Genomic DNA, 15,974 nt, shown 5'->3' on the forward strand with positions numbered 1-15,974 from the left:
GGCTAATAAAAAAACTCGCCCGCGGGCGAGTTTTTTTATTAGATTAATTCGGTTTGTACCTGTGGGGTACCCTTCTTTAAGTTGGCCAAGAGCCGGTTTAATTCAAGTCGGCGTTGGTGCTTAGAGATGAAAACCCCCATCTTCTCTTGGTCAAAGCCGGTCACCATCTTGTGGTCGTTAAAGATGATCGGGTTGCGCAAGATGTGCGGGCTCTTTTCAATTGCTTGGGCAAGTTGGTTAATGGTTAGATTACGGGCGTCCATTTGCAGGGCCTTGGTATCATGGGAGCGTTTAGAAATTAAATCGTCGGTCCCGTCCGTGGAAAGGGCGAGCAGGTCGAGGATTTCAGGGGTCGTCAACGGCTCCTTTTCGATGTTTCGTTGACTAACGGTGATCCCGTGCTGAGTTAACCATTGAACGGCTTTGCGCTTGGATGGGTCGTTAGTGTGGAAAAATAAATTGACCATCGAATCACTCCTTTGTAAGCTTTTAGACATGTAAGCTTTTAGACATTTTAGCAGTTTTCCTTGGTTAGAAACGCTAATTGACTGGTAATTAATGAATTCTTTAGCACTCATTAGTAATTAATTATAAATTACTTTGTTCAATTAGGTGTTAGAACAGAAGGGCGGGTGCTAAGGAAGTGAATATGTATATTATACTGCGATAACTAAAAAAAGTCCTGTCGTTGGACAAGACTTTGACTTTATTTAACCTTTTTCTTTTTGCGTAAGTGGCGCACCTGGCGGAAGGGGTAAGAAGCGGTCCCCAGTTCCAGGTCAACGAAGCGGTTACCCATTTCCTCACCGTCAACTTGACCAAACTCAAGCGAGGTGGTGGTGTAGTGAAGGTGGGTGCCGACGAAGCGGTGGGCAAAGCGGGACCGGGCCAAGTGTTCCCGTAAGAAGAGCCACATCGTCCAGAAGGTAATCAGCCAGTTGTGGCGCTCGACGACTAACAACTCCAGGTTGGGTTCGGCGAGGTCACGGTCGGGAGCGACCTTCCGCCCGCCACCGATAAAGGGGTGGTTAGAGGCAATAACGATAAAGGCGTTAGGGAAGAGCTGGCGGGTGCGCTCTTGTTGGACCATCAGGGTGAAGGGGGCTTGGTCATATAAGACCCCCAGGGCCTGGGAAACGTAGGAAAAGGCCCCTAAGTGGAGCCGGTTGAGGCGCCGCTTACTTTTCGAAGCGTTGGTCCGGCTGACCACGGCGGCGTCAAAGCCGATCCCCAAGTTATTTAAAAAGTAGCCGTCTTCGTTTTTAATGGCGTCGTGATAGTGGCCAATGGTGACCGGTTCGGTAGTTTCGGCATCCAAAATTTGGTGCAGGGCGGTTAACGGGTTGGTTGAGATTCCGTAACCACGGGCGAAATCGTTACCGGTTCCGCAGGGGATGTAGCCAATTGGCAGTGGGTGTTGCCGACCGTTTTTGCTCTGCAAGACCCCGTTAACCACTTGGTGTAAGGTACCATCGCCACCGATGACGATCAGGGTTTCGTCGGGCCGGCCGGCATGCCGGTCGGCCAGGCGCATCGTGAGGTAGGTGGCTCCTTCCTCGTCCCTGGTAAATAACGGGGTGTAGTCGAGTTGGGCTGCGTCTAAGGCAGCCTTAACGGTTGACCATGTTGAATTCCCCCGGCCCCCGCCGGCCACGGGGTTAATAATGATCGAGTAATGCATAGTTTCCTCCGGATCATCAAAAAAGTGGGTGGGAAATAACCTCCGCTGCAGGTCGTATGACTAAGCTAGGACGAACGGTTGGCACGGGACGCACCGTTCTTCGGCCTGCTTAGGCACTGGAACTACGGTCATTTACCACATTTCTGTCTAACATTCGTGAATACAACAAGAGGCCGGGAAAAACAGAGTTTTTTCCCGGCCTCCGTTAAACGCGAACAGATCGGCGCCGCAGGGTTAATTACCGTGGGCCGTTTAACGCTTAAAATTCAGTTAACTGGAAGTCCGCGTTGTTTTCTTGTTCGTAGGCCAGTGCCTTTTCATCCAACAGTTCGATAAATTCAACGTTGTAGTTGGTGTTTTCTTCTACTAACACGCGGGCAGCGGCTTCGGAATCGGCTTCCAGGTATAGGGATTGGGTGTTTTCCCGACGCGGGGTCGTGTTTTTGCTTGGTTGGTAATAAACTTTGAAAGTCATGTCATGCTCCTATTCATTTGTTCGTAAATTTTACCTAACTATGATAGCACACTTGCCCGGGACTGTCCTTAAATTTCCAACTGTGCTATCCTAAGCTAAGAAAAGGTTTAGAAAGTGGGGAGTGCGATGACCCTAATTTGGAGTATCCTGATTGCCTTCGTAGTGGTGGTCGTAATTTATCAACTGGTGCACCGGACTTTGGTCAAGCGCGCCACGATCATCATGCAAAACCAAGCCCAAGCGGCCACCGATCAGGCCGTACAAGCCGCCCTAAAGGCCCACCTCCGCCCGGCCAATTTACCAACCGACTCGGTGATGGTGGCCGACGTTTGGGGAAAGGGCGTCATGGCCTTTGAGTACGTGGTCGACATGCCACAGCTAAACGTCGAAGAACAAGAGTGGCTGACCAAAGAAAATTTAACCACGGCCCTTGATCAGGTGGGGGCCCCAACCCCCTTGGTGATTACAGACTGGTGGGAGTATGAACACCAACTGCACGTTGACGTAGCCAACTTAATGAATGAAGCAACCAAGGAATACGTGGCCGACCTAGAAAAATTAGATAAGGCTTAGCTGGCGGTAGGTTTTTACGGTAGCTTGGTCAAATTAAAAAGCCCGTCCCGTGAAGCGAAATCGCGAGGGCGGGCTTTTTGATTTAAGGTCATAACGAATTACGCCCAATTTTAACCGAAGAAGACGGTTCCTTCGGGGGCCTCAAACGGGTTGTCCTTGTTAATGTGATCGTAGAACAGCACCCCGTGGAGGTGGTCAATTTCGTGTTGGCAAACGATGGCGGGGTAGTGCTTTAAGCGGACCTTGTGCGTTTCACCCTGGACGTCTTGGTACTTGAGGGTGATCCGGTCGTGACGTGGCACGTAGCCGGCGATGTCGCGATCAACGGAGAGGCAACCTTCGCCTTCCGTTAGCGCCCCCATTTGTACGGATTCGGAAATGATGACCGGGTTGATGATCACATCCTTAAAAATCGGGGTGTCGTCTTCTTCGTCGTCGGATGGCACCAAGACGGCGGCCATTTGCTTGCTGATGTTGACCTGGGGAGCGGCAAGGCCAACCCCGGCCCGCAACCCGTACTTTTCGGCCAGTTCTTCATCTTGGCTGATTTCCAAGTATTCCATTAGGTCCTTAGCCAATTGTTGTTCTTCTTCGGTCAGTGGGAAGGACACCTTGGCGGCGTAATCGCGCAGGACCGTTCCCTCCTGGTCGTCTCTGACAATGTCTTTCATTAAAATCATTGGTGGATCCCCCTTGTCTCTAATTACTATTTTCTAGTTTAGCACAATCAAAAGGGGGGACGACAATAATTACCTCCGGGGCAAATCATGTTAAAATGAGAGCAAATTGATTAAAAGGGTGATGTAAATGGCAATAAACGGTGGAAACTATTCCTACCCATTAGACCCAACGTGGACGGCGGAAGAACTGATCGCCGTGACTAACTTCTACCGGGTCGTTGAGGACGCCTACGAGACAGGGGTGCGGCGGCAACGGGTCCTAGATTGCTACCAAGCGTTTAAAAAGGTGGTCCCTACCAAGGCCCAAGAAAAGCAACTTGGCCGCGATTTTTACCGGGTCTCGGGCTACCAGTGCTACGACGTGGTCAAGGCGGCCAAAGAAACGACCAAGGGGCAACTTAAGATCGGGGGGTAAAGGATGTTAGAAAAAATTGATCAAGCCGTTTTGGACTTGTTAGATGAGGTGCGTCACCGGACCCTCAACCGAATGCAGGCCTCTTATGACATCGATCTAAAGTCCTCGTACAAGGATTTAGTGACCACGGTCGACAAGGAAAACGACCAGTACATTTCGACCAGGTTACACGAAATCGACCCGGGAAGCCAGGTGGTTTCGGAAGAGGGGTTTGGCGATGAAGTGGCCACCCTGACTGGCCACGTCTGGATTGTGGACCCGATTGACGGGACGATGAACTTTGTTATGCAACACGCCAATTTCTACATCATGATTGCCCTCTACGTTGATGGTAAGCCCACTTTGGGTTACATCATGGACGTAATTAACGGGACCGTCTACCACGGCGGTAAGAAGCGGGGCGTCTTTGAAAATAACCGGCGCCTGACGAGCCCGGCCAATAACGGCTTAAAGGATAGCTTGGTGGCCCTCAATTCAGCGATGATTTTAAACAACGCCCATAACCTGCGTGAGGTGGCCCACCAATCCCGGGGCCTACGGATGTACGGGGCGGCTGGAATGGAATTAGTTTACGTCCTCACTGGCCAGTTGGGCGCCTACCTTTCCTACTTGCACCCCTGGGACTTGGCTGCGGGCCGGGTTTTGGCGGAGGCAATGGGATTAGTGGTCAAAGCGATTGACGCGCCTTCCATTGATGTGTTATCATCTAACCTTGTATTAATAGCGACAAAACAAGCGGCCGATGATGTCTTAGCCCTTGTCAACTAGCCGATAACTGTGACCTCGGTCGCAGTTTTTTTAAGAGAAAAAAGCGGTAACGCTTGGAAACGAAAGGAAGATAAATCTTGAAAACACGTGACGATATTCGCAACATTGCGATCATTGCCCACGTCGACCACGGTAAGACGACCCTGGTTAACGAAATGTTGAAGCAATCGGATACCCTGCCGGAACACTTTGAAATCCAGGACCGGGCAATGGACACCAACGCCATTGAACGGGAACGGGGGATCACGATCCTCTCCAAGAACACGGCCGTTAAGTACAATGGCTACCAAATCAACATCCTTGATACCCCAGGGCACGCCGACTTCGGTGGTGAAGTGGAACGTGTTATGAAGATGGTAGACGGTGTCTTGTTAGTTGTCGATGCCTTTGAAGGGACGATGCCGCAAACCCGCTTCGTTTTAAAGAAGGCCCTGGAACAACACCTGACGCCGATCGTGGTGATTAACAAGGTTGACCGTGAAGGCGCTCGCCCGGAAGAAGTGGTTGACGAAGTGCTCGACCTCTTCATCGAATTAGGGGCCGACGAAGACCAACTGGACTTCCCAGTAGTTTACGCCTCCGCTATGAACGGGACGACGTCATTAGACGCTGACGTTGCCACCCAAGAACACACGATGAAGCCGTTATTTGACACGATCATCGACACGATTCCGGCACCAATCGACAACTCCGACGAACCACTCCAATTCCAAGTGGCGATCCTCGATTACAACGACTTCGTTGGTCGGATTGGGATCGGCCGCGTAGTTCGTGGTCAAATCAAGGTTGGGGACCAAGTTACGGTTATGAAACTGGACGGCTCCAAGCAAAACTTCCGCGTTACCAAGCTCTTCGGGTTCGTTGGGCTTAAGCGGGTGGAAATTCAAGAAGCTAAGTCCGGTGACCTGATCGCCGTTTCCGGGATGGATGAAATCAACGTTGGTGAAACGGTGGTTAACCCAGAACACCCGGACGCCTTAACGCCGCTGCGGATCGACCCGCCGACGTTGCAAATGACCTTCCGGACCAACGACTCCCCGTTTGCTGGTCGCGAAGGTGAATTCGTGACTTCCCGGCAACTGGAAAGCCGCCTGAAGTCTGAATTACACACCGACGTTTCCCTGCGGGTTGACGACACTGATGACCCGGGTGCTTGGACCGTTTCCGGGCGTGGGGAATTGCACTTATCAATCCTGATTGAAACGATGCGTCGGGAAGGTTACGAACTGGCCGTTTCCCGTCCGCAAGTTATCTACCGCGAAGTCGACGGGGTTGAATGCGAACCGTTTGAAGAAGTTCAAATCGACACGCCGGATGAATACACTGGTTCAATCATTGACTCCCTTTCCCAACGTAAGGGGCAAATGAAGAACATGGAACCATCCAACAACGGCCAAACCCGGTTGATTTTTGAAGTTCCATCCCGGGGCTTGATCGGTTACTCCAACGAATTCATGAGCCAAACCAAGGGTTACGGGATTATGAGCCACGTCTTCAAGGAATACGCTCCGGTGGTTAAGAACTGGAACCCAGGCCGCAAGAAGGGGACCTTGGTTTCGATGAACTCTGGCAAGGCCACAACCTACGCCATGATGGGGATCGAATCCCGCGGGACGCTCCTGATTGACCCAGGGACGGAAGTCTACGAAGGGATGATCGTTGGTGAAAACAGCCGCGAAAACGACATCACGGTTAACATCACCAAGGGTAAGAACCTGACCAACGTTCGGGCAGCCGGTTCCGACGACATGGCCCGGATCAAGACGCCAACGCACTTGTCCCTTGAAGAATCCCTTGAATTCTTAAACGACGATGAATACTGCGAAATCACGCCGGAAAACGTTCGTTTACGTAAGCAAATCCTGGACACTAACGCCCGGGAAAAGGCGGCTAAGCGGCGCAAGGCAGCCTTGCGTGACAAGTAATTAATAAGGCTTTCTTAACGGCCGTGACAACATCGGATTGTCACGGCCGTTTGGTGTATAATTAGACCACGATTGTCGTGAAAATGGGGTGAATTTAAGTTTATGAAAAACCAAGCCAAACGCCGGTTCTCCACTTGGGACCCGTGGCTATTAGTGCCCTTTTTATCCCTGTGCGTATTGGGGGTGGTGATGGTGTATTCAGCCAGTGCGGTAGTTCGCTACCAGTCCGAAAGTGGCCCCTTCTCCTACCTCCGTAAGCAGGCCATCTTTGCTGTCTTAGGGCTGTTGGTGTTTATGTTTGTTTCCTCAGTTGATATTAAAATGTTTCGTAGTCCGGGGCTCTTAAAATACTTCGCCATGGCGATGTTTTTGTCTTTGATCGGCGTTAAGCTGTTTGGGGCCTCGATCAACGGGGCCCAAGGGTGGATCAATATAGGGGGGGTCTTTTCGATCCAACCGGCCGAAGTCTGCAAGCTCTTTTTGATCTTATACTTAGCTAGTCTCTTTACCGATTACCGCGAGCACCCTAAGTCGTTTAGCAAGTACGCGTATGCCTTTCCGTTGACGGTGGCGGCTGTTTTGATTGTTTTAATCGTCATCCAGCCCGACCTTGGGGGGGCGGCAATCAACTCGGCGATTGTCTTAATCCTCTTTTTGAGTGCCAAGACTAAGTGGAAGGGCGGCGTAACGGTCCTCGTTTCGGTCTTTTTAGGGGTCGTATTTGGAATGCCCTTTGTCTCGGAGCTAGCCGTTAAATACATTCATGGCTACAAGGCCGCCCGCTTCGTCGGCTACCTCAACCCCTTTGGCTCTGCTTCCGGGGCCGGTAGCCAGTTGGTAAACTCCTATTACGCCATTTCAAACGGGGGTCTGTTTGGGAAGGGGCTGGGGAACTCGATTCAAAAGATGGGGTACCTACCGGAGCCAAACACCGACTTTATCTTGGCCGTGATTGCCGAGGAGTTGGGGTTAATCACGGTGATTTTAATTCTGCTGGGGCTAGGCATCATTGTCTGCCGGACGATTCAGATTGGGGCCCGGGCGACTAACCAGTACGACACGCTCATTTGTTACGGGGTGGCAACCTTTATCCTGGTCGAAGCCTCCTTTAACATCGGGGCGGTCTGCGGTCTGTTGCCGATCACTGGGGTGACCCTCCCCTTCATTTCCTACGGGGGGTCCAGTATGTTGGTGCTTTGTTTTGCCCTCGGGCTGGTCTTTAATGTCTCCAGGAGGCAACGGGCCCGCCGGTCTGCCCAACAGAGCCAAGTCAAGGAAGGGGTGCTCAATGCAAATGCCTGATGAACAATTTGAATTTGTACCCCGCCGGGGGCTCGCCGTCTACATTAGCAGCCGCCGGGTGATTCGGGCCCTCCGTCACTACGGCCGGGTCCACTACGTTTCCAAGCGGGCCCACTACGCCATTATCTACGTTGACGAGGCGCAGGTCGCAGAAACGATTGAACGATTAGAGAAGCTGCATAACGTCAAGCGGGTGGTGCCGTCCGCCTTACCAGATTTAGATCCGGACGTGGCCGACCTTGCGTCGACGGGACTATACAAAACACACGATGAGGATGATTAACGATGAGAGTTGTGGCGGGTGAATACCGGGGGCGTAAATTAAGCGCGGTGCCAGGAATGGCAACGCGGCCAACGACCGACAAGGTGAAAGAAGCGGTGTTTAACATCATTGGCCCCTACTTTGATGGGGGAACGTCACTGGACCTGTACGCCGGGTCGGGTGGCCTTTCGATCGAAGGGGTGTCACGCGGGATTGAACGGGCCGTCTTGGTTGACCGTCAGCTAGCGGCGATCAAGACGATCAAGAAAAACATTGCGACCACTAAGCACGAGGACCAGTTTGTGGTGTTAAAACAAGACGCCACGCGGGCCCTGCACATGCTACAAAGTAAGGGTGAACACTTTGATCTAATCTACTTGGACCCGCCCTATGCGAAGCAGCAGATCGTAACTGACCTAACAAAAATGGTAGAATTGGACTTGATAAACCCGGGGGCAATCGTGGTGGCGGAAACCAACCAGGAGGCTAACCTTCCAGAACAGCTCCCCGGCTTTTCCTTTAAGCGACGCCAAGATTACGGCATCACGGTGGTGACCGTGTACCGGTATGACGGAAAGGAGTAAGAATATGAAAGTTGCAATCTTTCCGGGGAGTTTTGATCCCCTAACTCTTGGTCACTTGGATTTAATTAAACGGGGGAGCGCCCTTTTTGACCACCTGGCCGTGGCCGTGATGACTAACACCAGCAAGGATGCCTGGTTCACGGTGGATGAGCGGGTTGCCCAAGTTAAAGAAGCGGTCGCCGGCCTGGACAACGTTTCGGTGATCACCGCTACGGGCTTAACCGTTGACCTGATGAACAAAATTGGGGCGGATTATTTGATGCGCGGGGTTAGAAACGTTGACGATTTCCGTTACGAAAAAGACATCGCCGCAATGAATCACTACCTAGACGACCAGGTGGAAACGATCATCTTCTTAGCGGACCCTAAGTACCAATACCTCTCTAGTAGCCTCTTAAAAGAGGTCGCCATGTCGGGGGGCAACATCGCCGCCCTCTTGCCGGCCAATATCAACGAGGCGTTGCAAGCGCGCCTGGAAAAACGGCAAATGAAGCGGGTAAAAAAAGAGAATGAAGAAGCAAGATAATCAAATACTGCGCCGGATTGGGGTAACCTTAGCCTTAATTTTATTTGCCTGTTGGTTCTTATTTTGGCCACTCAACCTCTACATCGAAAGTCCGGGGTCGGCGGATAGCCTCAAGAGCTACGTGACGATGAAGAATCACCCCGATAAGTACAAGGGGAGCTTTATGATCACCTCGGTCTACCTCCAGCAGGCCCGCCCGGCTACGTACTTGTGGGCTAAGTTGAATCCACATACTTCCATTGAAAGTGCCGATTCGGTGACCGGTGGCGAAAATTCGGCGACCTACACCAAGGTCCAAGACTTTTATATGCAATCGGCGATCAACGAAGCAATCGCCGTGGCCTACCGGGCTGCCGGCCAGCAATACACCAAGAAGTACCTGGGGATTTACGTCTTATCGGTTCAGAGCAACTCGGAGTTTAAAAAGCAGATCCAAGTTGGCGACACGATTACCAAGGTGAACGGGCGCCACTTTGACACCGCCGCTGGCTACCAAAAGTACATTGCCAGCCAAAAGGTGGGCGACAAGCTGACGGTAACTTACCTCCACAACGGGAAGCAAAAAACGGCCACCGAACCGTTGGTCAAGATCTCGACCGGTAAACCAGGAATTGGGATCATCTTGACCGATAACGTCAAGGTGACCACCAAGATTCCGGTGTCGGTTAACCCCGGGCAGTTGGGCGGGCCGTCCGGTGGGTTAATGTTTAGCCTGCAGATTTACGAGCAGTTGACCCAACAAGACCTCCGTCACGGGCGAAAGATTGCCGGAACGGGGACGATTGGTGCGGACGGCTCCGTTGGTGAGATTGGCGGGATCGATAAAAAGATCATCGCCGCCAAGAATGCCGGGGCAACGATCTTCTTTGCCCCCTACGTGAAACCAACCAAGGAGATCCTAAAGTATGAAGAAGGCCACAAGACTAACTACCAAATAGCAAAGGAAACGGCTAAAAGGTATGCCCCGAACATGAAGGTAGTTCCGGTTCAGACCTTTGAAGACGCGGTTAACTACCTTAAAACCCACCAATAAAAAAAACGATCAGGTTTTTTCGTGACCTGATCGTTTTTTTTGCGTACTTAGGGGTGAAGGGAGGAATTGACGGTGGAAAAATTAGTCGAACAGCTCCAGGCCCTGTGGGAAGAGCACCGTTCACAAATCTACGTTGTCATCGGCTTGGTGCTAGCAGTGGGTTTTTGGTGGTGGCATACCCACCAACCGGTTACCGACGCGGTAGGGGCGACTAGCCAGTCGAGCGCCTATTCGGCAACCAGTGCGGTGACCAGTAGCCTAGCAACTAGTACCGAAAACGGCTCGGGGCGGGTGTGGGTGGACGTAAAGGGGGCCGTTAATAAGCCAGGGGTTTACCACTTGAAAAAGGGGGCCCGGGTGCAAGAGGCCATTGCTGCGGCGGGGAGTCAGACGGCGTTAGCCGACTTAAACCAGGTTAACTTAGCTAAGGAGCTCCAAGACCAACAGGTCGTGTACGTACCGGCCCAAGGAGAAAAAGTGGCGGATGCGACGACGGCGACCACCGGGACTACGGACGCCACGAGCGCTACGAGCCAAAGCGGTCAGGGTGATTCGGTTAACCTAAACACGGCGACTAAAGAGCAGCTGCAAACAATCGATGGGATTGGTGACAAAAAGGCGGATAAGATCATTGCCTACCGGCAGGAACACGGCGGTTTCAAGACGGTCGAGGACTTGAAAAACGTTGACGGCTTTGGCGATAAAACGGTGGCCAAAATCAAAGACCGGCTGGCGGTTTAGGCATGACCCAGAAAGTTTGCTATACTAGTGGGTGACACTTAAGGGGGTATCAAAATGAAAAAAAGAATTGATTGGGACCAGTACTTCATGGTTCAAGCCGCCCTGTTGGCATCCCGGAGCACTTGCACCCGCTTGTCGGTGGGGGCCGTGTTGGTTCGCGACAAACGGATCATCGGCTCCGGCTATAACGGGGCGGTGGCTGGTGATGAGCACTGCATCGACGTCGGTTGTTACCTGCGCGATGGTCACTGTGTGCGGACGATCCACGCGGAAATGAATGCCCTTTTGCAGTGCGCCAAGTTTGGCACCTCGACGGACGGGGCGATGGTCTACGTGACTGACTTCCCGTGCTTGCAGTGCACGAAGAGCCTCTTACAAGCCGGGATCACCCAAATCAATTACCTCCGTAATTACCATAACGATGATTACGCTATGAAGTTGATTGAGCTAAAGGGCGTCACCCTTCACCAAATCAAACTAGACGCAGATATCTTAGACCAGGTTAACCTCGACCAATACATTAACCCGGACTAAATGGCTTCTTTGCGGGGCCTGTTCTTGGCCCTTGCTGCTTCCCTGACCGCCGCTTGGTTAATCGGCCACCAAAACTGGGCCGCGGTGGGATTGCTTCTTTTATTCGGCCGGGTACTTTGCCAGCGCGACCGCCGGACAACTTGGCTGACGGTTGGGGTGATCGTGATCATCGGCTTACGGTGTGGGCAGCTACTTGCTCAGCGCCAGGCACAAACGCAGCCGGCTGGCGACTTTACGGGGCAACTAACGGTTCAGCCCGATGCCTGGCGAATTAACGGTGACCTGGCTTCGGCGGTTGCCGTTACCGAAAGCGGGTCTAAGGTGCAACTCTTCTTAACCCTCCAGAGTCAGGACCAACAACGTCAACTTCAAGAGGTGACTACCCCGGTAAAGCTGAACGTCACCGGTAAGGTGGAACAAATCTTACCGGCAACTAACACCAACGAATTTGATCGAAGGGCCTACCAGGCCAACCGGGGAATTTATAACCAGGTGACCGGGAAAGCCCCGGTCTTGGTAGCCCAAGCGTCACACCGCCTAACGGACTTTCTGCACCAGTTGCGGGCCAACTTTAGTCACCACATGGCTAATTTACCCCAGCCGCTAGCGGGGTACTGCCGGCGGCTGTTGATTGGTGAACAGGATCCGGCGACCGCCAGTGAGATGGTAGCGGTCAAGCAACTGGGGATCATCCACCTGTTTTGCCTGTCGGGTTTACACCTGGTGGTTTTGTGCGGGGTGGTCCGCGGTTTGTTTGCACGCCTAGGCTTGACTAAGGAAACCAGCCGGGGGTTATTGTTAATCCTCTTGCCCCTCTACTGGGTAGTGGGGGGCGGTTCGGTAAGCCTGGGGCGGGCCAGCATTATGATGGAGCTACAGTTATTAGGACAGTTGGTTGGCCTACGGGGAATGCTCCCTTGGGCGATCAGTTTGTTAATTCAAACCCTCATCAGTCCGAGTATCCTCTTGTCAATGGGGGGCCAGTTGTCCTACCTGCTATCGTTTTGCCTGACCTGGTTTGAGCAGCCCAGTGGCCTCAAACAGACCCTACGCCTTTCTTTGGTTAGCTTGCCACCGCTCTTGCATTCGGTTTACCAATTTCACTTACTAAGCCTGGTCATCAACTACCTGATGATCCCCTTTTTCTCGCTGATCATCATGCCCCTGGCAATTGGCGGGGGAATCTTGTACCCACTGTTTCCAGGCTTGGGAGCGGTGGTCAACGCCGGCCTGATCTTATTTCACCGGGGGTTGGCCGCCTTGGCTAACCTTCCCGGGACGATTACCTTTGGCAAGGTACCTGCTTGGGTAGCGGTGAGCTTAGTTTTATTAACGATGGTGACTTGGGAAAAGCGGGGCGCCGTTAAGTGGCTGGTTCTCGGCTACGTTGTCACCTTTGTGTGGCTCCATTTTCCCCTACAAGGTGAGGTCACCTTCGTCGACATTGGTCAGGGTGATTGCATTATCATCCGTGAACCCTTCAACCGGCGGGTGATGATGATTGATACCGGGGGTAAACTTAACTTTCAAACGGAGGGGTGGAAGAAACGAACTAATTCGGCCACTGATAAGGCCACCAGCACCTCTTTAAATTACCTCAAAAGCGAGGGAATTGATCACTTGGACGCGGTGTGGCTGTCGCACAGTGATGCGGACCACATTGGCTACCTACCAACGGTATTAACCAGCATGCGGGTGGAGCGCCTCTACGTCCCAGCGGGAATGGAAAAGATGACCAAGTTTACCAAGCGGTTGCCGAGCAACACTAGGACCCAGATTATACCGATTACCAGTCAAGCGCCGGGCTTTGGTGGCCTTACCATCCTGCACCCGTTTACGCCGGGGGAGGCCACCAACGATGATTCGGTTGTCTTGGCTGGCGAGTTTGGCGGTAAGCGGTTTGTGTTTACTGGCGACCTTCCCCAAGCTGGGGAATTAGCTATTTTGGCGCATTACCCGAATTTAAGGGCAACGGTGGTTAAGCTTGGCCACCACGGCAGTAAGACCTCCAGTTCGCCGACCTTTTTAAAGCAGGTGGGTGCCCGGGTGGGGATCATATCTGCCGGGCGCAATAACCGGTACGGGCACCCCAACCAAGAGACGTTAACGACCCTCGCGCAATTACACATCCAAACCTATTCAACGCAAACCCAAGGGATGATTACGTATCGGTACAATTCCCGGGGTGGGCACTTTATTACCCATAACACTCCCGAACAACTTCAATTGAGCAACTGACAGAAAGCGGTGATGACGTGGACATTCAAGAACTGAGCAAACAACTAAAGCGGGCCAACCCCGCCATGGTGTACCTAGTGTTGGGTACGCAAGCGGTCTTGCAACAGGAGGCCAAAGACGTCTTTTTAAACCTGATCCCAGAAGAAGAGCGGGTCATGAACGTCGGTAGCTACGACATGGAAACCACCCCCTTGGCTGACGCCTTAGATGATGCAATGGCGGCGCCCTTTTTTGGGGAGCGGCGGCTAGTCATTTTGAATAAGCCGGCCTTTTTGACTGGTGGGACTAGCCGCGGGGCGCTTAAACAAGACGGTGAGGTGCTCCGTGAGTACTTAAAGCACCCCCAGCCAACAACGGTGCTAGTTTTGTTGGCCCCCTACGAAAAGCTCGATGGCCGCAAGGGGGTGGTCAAGGACCTTAAGAAGTTGGCGGTCGAGGTTTCGGCGGCGCCCTTAGACGAACCCCGGGCCCGTCGCCTTGTTGAACAGCGGTTTCAAGCGGATGGTTACCAACTCGGGCGGGGAGCCATTGATGAACTCGTTCGCCGTACCAACGCCGATTACGGAAAGATGATGGCCGCCGTGCCGGTGATTGAACTAGCGGTTTACCAAGATAAGCGGGTGACTGATGCGGCCGTGGCCGGTTTAGTCCCCCAATCACTGGACGAAAACGTCTTTGACCTGGTTCAGGCGGTGTTAAATCGTGAGCAGGTGGAGGCCGTTCGTTTGTACCGGGAGCTATTAGAAAGCCAGCAGGCCCCCTTACAAATCAACGCCATTTTAGTTAGTCAGTTCCGCTTGCTCTTGCAAATTAAGGTGTTGAGCAACCGGGGCCTTAGCCAGGGGACGCTAGCGGGTCAGTTAAAGGTTCACCCGTACCGGGTTAAATTAGGCTTACAAACGGCCCGGCGCTTTAGCATGGATGACCTGTCCCACGCATACTTAGGGCTGATCCGTTGTGAGCGGGCGTTAAAGTCGACTCAACAGGATCCGGAGTTATTATTCCAACTCTTCTTACTCCAGTACACCAAGCAAAAGGTTTCCTAATGAGGAGAGTGGCCAAGGACTTCTGAGGCAGGTCGGATGTAAGCGTGGACGAGCGACCTGCGTAGTCCGGACCGATCCGCGTCCTGTAGTTATTGGTCGAGTTTTAGGCACGACGCTAAATCTTGTCGGTGGATTGCCATGGTGGTGATTTGTCGGCAGGATTTTTTAAGTTTTGGGGCACAAAAAAACGCCCCCGCCAAATTGGCAGGGACGTTTTTCTTTTATTGGCTAACCGCGCTTACTTTGCGTAACGGGCGGAAAGACGTGACTTGTCACGTGCAGCCTTGTTCGCCTTGATCAGGCCCTTAGAGTGGGCATGGTCGATAGCGGAAATAGCGGCCTTGTATAAGTCGTCAAGGTTGTCAGCACCTGCTAACTTAGCCTTGTCAAACTTCTTGATGGCAGTCCGCATTGCGCTCATTTGGGAAGCGTTCCGGGCAGCGGCCTTTTCATTTACACGTACACGTTCAATCGCTGACTTGATAATTGGCATTTCGATTTCACCTCCGTCACCGTTTGGTATCAGTTGACCAGAATTTTCAACTTTTTTATTATAGCGAATCTCACTTTTGAATGCAACTACCAGCTAGAAGAAGATTCCGACTTGCAATTGGAGGCAAAGTTAAGTATAGTGGTTAAGGTTATTTAACCAAGCTTAACCCCCACTCGGTTTGACGATCCTCACCGACGTCTTACCTAGTGGCGGGTCTTCCAAAATTTGAAAGGTGGGAAACATTCATGGCTATCTCAAAGGAAAAGAAGAACGAAATCATCAAGCAATTCGCTACTCACGAAGGGGACACTGGTTCAACCCAAGTTCAAGTGGCTGTTTTGACTGCAGACATTAACGAACTCAATGAACACCTTCGCGAACACAAGCACGATTACCACTCACAACGTGGTTTGATGAAGAAGATCGGTCACCGTCGTAACCTGTTGGCTTACCTCCGTCGGACTGACCTTCCTGCTTACCGGGAACTGATCAAGGCCCTTGGTCTTCGTCGGTAATTATTTTCCAGGGTGCCCAGTTTACTGGGGGCCATTAATGAAGATCGTAACTGTTTCGTTGCGGTCTTTTTATTTTGACTTTTCACTTGCTAACGAGTATTCTTATGAGAGATCAATTAGAGATTAATGAAAACTAATTGATGAGGGGGAATACATATGTTTAGCGAGATTGGCCAAACAATT

General features: G+C 52.1%; 19 protein-coding genes. 14 read left to right on the plus strand and 5 right to left on the minus strand.

Annotated elements, in window-relative coordinates:
• Positions 1-38: 38 nt before the first annotated feature.
• The 3 genes from FG166_RS03495 to FG166_RS03505 form a co-directional block, all read right to left on the minus strand.
• Entirely contained in the window at positions 39-467 is a 429-nt protein-coding gene (locus FG166_RS03495) for a Spx/MgsR family RNA polymerase-binding regulatory protein (RefSeq protein ID WP_003686362.1), read from the minus strand.
• A gap of 239 nt (positions 468-706) precedes the next feature.
• Positions 707-1,681, minus strand: coding sequence for a diacylglycerol/lipid kinase family protein (locus FG166_RS03500; protein ID WP_003682102.1), 975 nt, complete (start codon positions 1,679-1,681; stop codon positions 707-709).
• 259 nt (positions 1,682-1,940) lie between these two features.
• Complete coding sequence (locus FG166_RS03505; protein WP_003682101.1) at positions 1,941-2,156, minus strand: DNA-directed RNA polymerase subunit epsilon; 216 nt, start codon at positions 2,154-2,156, stop codon at positions 1,941-1,943.
• Between the two features lie 126 nt (positions 2,157-2,282).
• Here FG166_RS03505 and FG166_RS03510 point away from each other — a divergent pair, with 126 nt between their 5' ends.
• On the plus strand, positions 2,283-2,729 hold the full coding sequence (locus FG166_RS03510) for a hypothetical protein (RefSeq protein ID WP_003682098.1): 447 nt from the start codon (positions 2,283-2,285) through the stop codon (positions 2,727-2,729).
• A gap of 110 nt (positions 2,730-2,839) precedes the next feature.
• Here FG166_RS03510 and def read toward each other — a convergent pair whose 3' ends face one another.
• Complete coding sequence (gene def / locus FG166_RS03515; RefSeq protein ID WP_003682096.1) at positions 2,840-3,409, minus strand: peptide deformylase; 570 nt, start codon at positions 3,407-3,409, stop codon at positions 2,840-2,842.
• A gap of 127 nt (positions 3,410-3,536) precedes the next feature.
• On the opposite strand from def, the gene FG166_RS03520 reads away from it, so the two are divergent.
• From FG166_RS03520 to holA, 12 genes are all read left to right on the plus strand, one after another.
• A complete protein-coding gene (locus FG166_RS03520) occupies positions 3,537-3,824 on the plus strand; it encodes a UPF0223 family protein (protein ID WP_003682094.1) in 288 nt (95 codons plus the stop codon).
• A gap of 3 nt (positions 3,825-3,827) precedes the next feature.
• The gene (locus FG166_RS03525; protein ID WP_003682092.1) at positions 3,828-4,592 is read left to right on the plus strand and encodes an inositol monophosphatase family protein; all 765 of its coding nucleotides are present in this window, start codon (positions 3,828-3,830) and stop codon (positions 4,590-4,592) included.
• A gap of 77 nt (positions 4,593-4,669) precedes the next feature.
• Positions 4,670-6,517, plus strand: coding sequence for a translational GTPase TypA (gene typA, locus FG166_RS03530; RefSeq protein ID WP_003682090.1), 1,848 nt, complete (start codon positions 4,670-4,672; stop codon positions 6,515-6,517).
• A 102-nt stretch (positions 6,518-6,619) separates the two neighbouring features.
• Complete coding sequence (locus FG166_RS03535; protein ID WP_003682088.1) at positions 6,620-7,819, plus strand: FtsW/RodA/SpoVE family cell cycle protein; 1,200 nt, start codon at positions 6,620-6,622, stop codon at positions 7,817-7,819.
• Positions 7,806-8,102 (plus strand): YlbG family protein, encoded by a 297-nt coding sequence (locus FG166_RS03540; protein ID WP_003682086.1) that lies wholly within the window; start codon positions 7,806-7,808, stop codon positions 8,100-8,102. The genes FG166_RS03535 and FG166_RS03540 overlap by 14 nt, the downstream gene beginning before the upstream one ends.
• A 2-nt stretch (positions 8,103-8,104) precedes the next feature.
• Positions 8,105-8,665, plus strand: a complete 561-nt coding sequence (gene rsmD / locus FG166_RS03545; protein WP_003682085.1) for a 16S rRNA (guanine(966)-N(2))-methyltransferase RsmD — start codon at positions 8,105-8,107, stop codon at positions 8,663-8,665.
• Positions 8,666-8,669: 4 nt separating this feature from the next.
• A complete protein-coding gene (coaD, locus tag FG166_RS03550) occupies positions 8,670-9,191 on the plus strand; it encodes a pantetheine-phosphate adenylyltransferase (protein WP_003686377.1) in 522 nt (173 codons plus the stop codon).
• Entirely contained in the window at positions 9,175-10,224 is a 1,050-nt protein-coding gene (locus FG166_RS03555; protein ID WP_003682082.1) for a SepM family pheromone-processing serine protease, read from the plus strand. The genes coaD and FG166_RS03555 overlap by 17 nt, the downstream gene beginning before the upstream one ends.
• 72 nt (positions 10,225-10,296) lie before the next feature.
• Positions 10,297-10,965 carry a helix-hairpin-helix domain-containing protein gene (locus tag FG166_RS03560; RefSeq protein WP_003682080.1) on the plus strand — a complete coding sequence of 223 codons (669 nt, stop codon included), beginning with the start codon at positions 10,297-10,299 and terminating at the stop codon, positions 10,963-10,965.
• Positions 10,966-11,019: 54 nt separating this feature from the next.
• Positions 11,020-11,499, plus strand: a complete 480-nt coding sequence (locus FG166_RS03565; protein WP_003682078.1) for a ComE operon protein 2 — start codon at positions 11,020-11,022, stop codon at positions 11,497-11,499.
• Positions 11,500-13,737, plus strand: coding sequence for a DNA internalization-related competence protein ComEC/Rec2 (locus FG166_RS03570; RefSeq protein ID WP_003682076.1), 2,238 nt, complete (start codon positions 11,500-11,502; stop codon positions 13,735-13,737).
• Positions 13,738-13,754: 17 nt separating this feature from the next.
• Positions 13,755-14,783 carry a DNA polymerase III subunit delta gene (gene holA, locus FG166_RS03575; RefSeq protein WP_003682073.1) on the plus strand — a complete coding sequence of 343 codons (1,029 nt, stop codon included), beginning with the start codon at positions 13,755-13,757 and terminating at the stop codon, positions 14,781-14,783.
• 238 nt (positions 14,784-15,021) lie between these two features.
• Here holA and rpsT read toward each other — a convergent pair whose 3' ends face one another.
• On the minus strand, positions 15,022-15,276 hold the full coding sequence (gene rpsT, locus FG166_RS03580; protein ID WP_003682071.1) for a 30S ribosomal protein S20: 255 nt from the start codon (positions 15,274-15,276) through the stop codon (positions 15,022-15,024).
• A gap of 245 nt (positions 15,277-15,521) precedes the next feature.
• On the opposite strand from rpsT, the gene rpsO reads away from it, so the two are divergent.
• Positions 15,522-15,791, plus strand: a complete 270-nt coding sequence (gene rpsO / locus FG166_RS03585) for a 30S ribosomal protein S15 (RefSeq protein ID WP_003682069.1) — start codon at positions 15,522-15,524, stop codon at positions 15,789-15,791.
• Positions 15,792-15,974 lie beyond the last annotated feature (183 nt).

The sequence above is a fragment of the Limosilactobacillus fermentum genome (assembly GCF_013394085.1).
Classification (GTDB): domain Bacteria; phylum Bacillota; class Bacilli; order Lactobacillales; family Lactobacillaceae; genus Limosilactobacillus; species Limosilactobacillus fermentum.

Excerpts from the sequence above, each read along its gene's own strand:
- FG166_RS03495 (WP_003686362.1), bottom strand. The coding sequence starts at position 467 with ATGGTCAATTTATTTTTCCACACTAACGACCCATCCAAGCGCAAAGCC.
- FG166_RS03510 (WP_003682098.1), top strand. The coding sequence starts at position 2,283 with ATGACCCTAATTTGGAGTATCCTGATTGCCTTCGTAGTGGTGGTCGTA.
- FG166_RS03565 (WP_003682078.1), top strand. The coding sequence starts at position 11,020 with ATGAAAAAAAGAATTGATTGGGACCAGTACTTCATGGTTCAAGCCGCC.
- FG166_RS03520 (WP_003682094.1), top strand. The coding sequence starts at position 3,537 with ATGGCAATAAACGGTGGAAACTATTCCTACCCATTAGACCCAACGTGG.
- FG166_RS03505 (WP_003682101.1), bottom strand. The coding sequence starts at position 2,156 with ATGACTTTCAAAGTTTATTACCAACCAAGCAAAAACACGACCCCGCGT.
- def (WP_003682096.1), bottom strand. The coding sequence starts at position 3,409 with ATGATTTTAATGAAAGACATTGTCAGAGACGACCAGGAGGGAACGGTC.
- rpsT (WP_003682071.1), bottom strand. The coding sequence starts at position 15,276 with ATGCCAATTATCAAGTCAGCGATTGAACGTGTACGTGTAAATGAAAAG.
- FG166_RS03525 (WP_003682092.1), top strand. The coding sequence starts at position 3,828 with ATGTTAGAAAAAATTGATCAAGCCGTTTTGGACTTGTTAGATGAGGTG.
- FG166_RS03500 (WP_003682102.1), bottom strand. The coding sequence starts at position 1,681 with ATGCATTACTCGATCATTATTAACCCCGTGGCCGGCGGGGGCCGGGGG.
- FG166_RS03555 (WP_003682082.1), top strand. The coding sequence starts at position 9,175 with ATGAAGAAGCAAGATAATCAAATACTGCGCCGGATTGGGGTAACCTTA.
- rpsO (WP_003682069.1), top strand. The coding sequence starts at position 15,522 with ATGGCTATCTCAAAGGAAAAGAAGAACGAAATCATCAAGCAATTCGCT.
- rsmD (WP_003682085.1), top strand. The coding sequence starts at position 8,105 with ATGAGAGTTGTGGCGGGTGAATACCGGGGGCGTAAATTAAGCGCGGTG.
- FG166_RS03570 (WP_003682076.1), top strand. The coding sequence starts at position 11,500 with ATGGCTTCTTTGCGGGGCCTGTTCTTGGCCCTTGCTGCTTCCCTGACC.
- FG166_RS03535 (WP_003682088.1), top strand. The coding sequence starts at position 6,620 with ATGAAAAACCAAGCCAAACGCCGGTTCTCCACTTGGGACCCGTGGCTA.
- FG166_RS03540 (WP_003682086.1), top strand. The coding sequence starts at position 7,806 with ATGCAAATGCCTGATGAACAATTTGAATTTGTACCCCGCCGGGGGCTC.
- coaD (WP_003686377.1), top strand. The coding sequence starts at position 8,670 with ATGAAAGTTGCAATCTTTCCGGGGAGTTTTGATCCCCTAACTCTTGGT.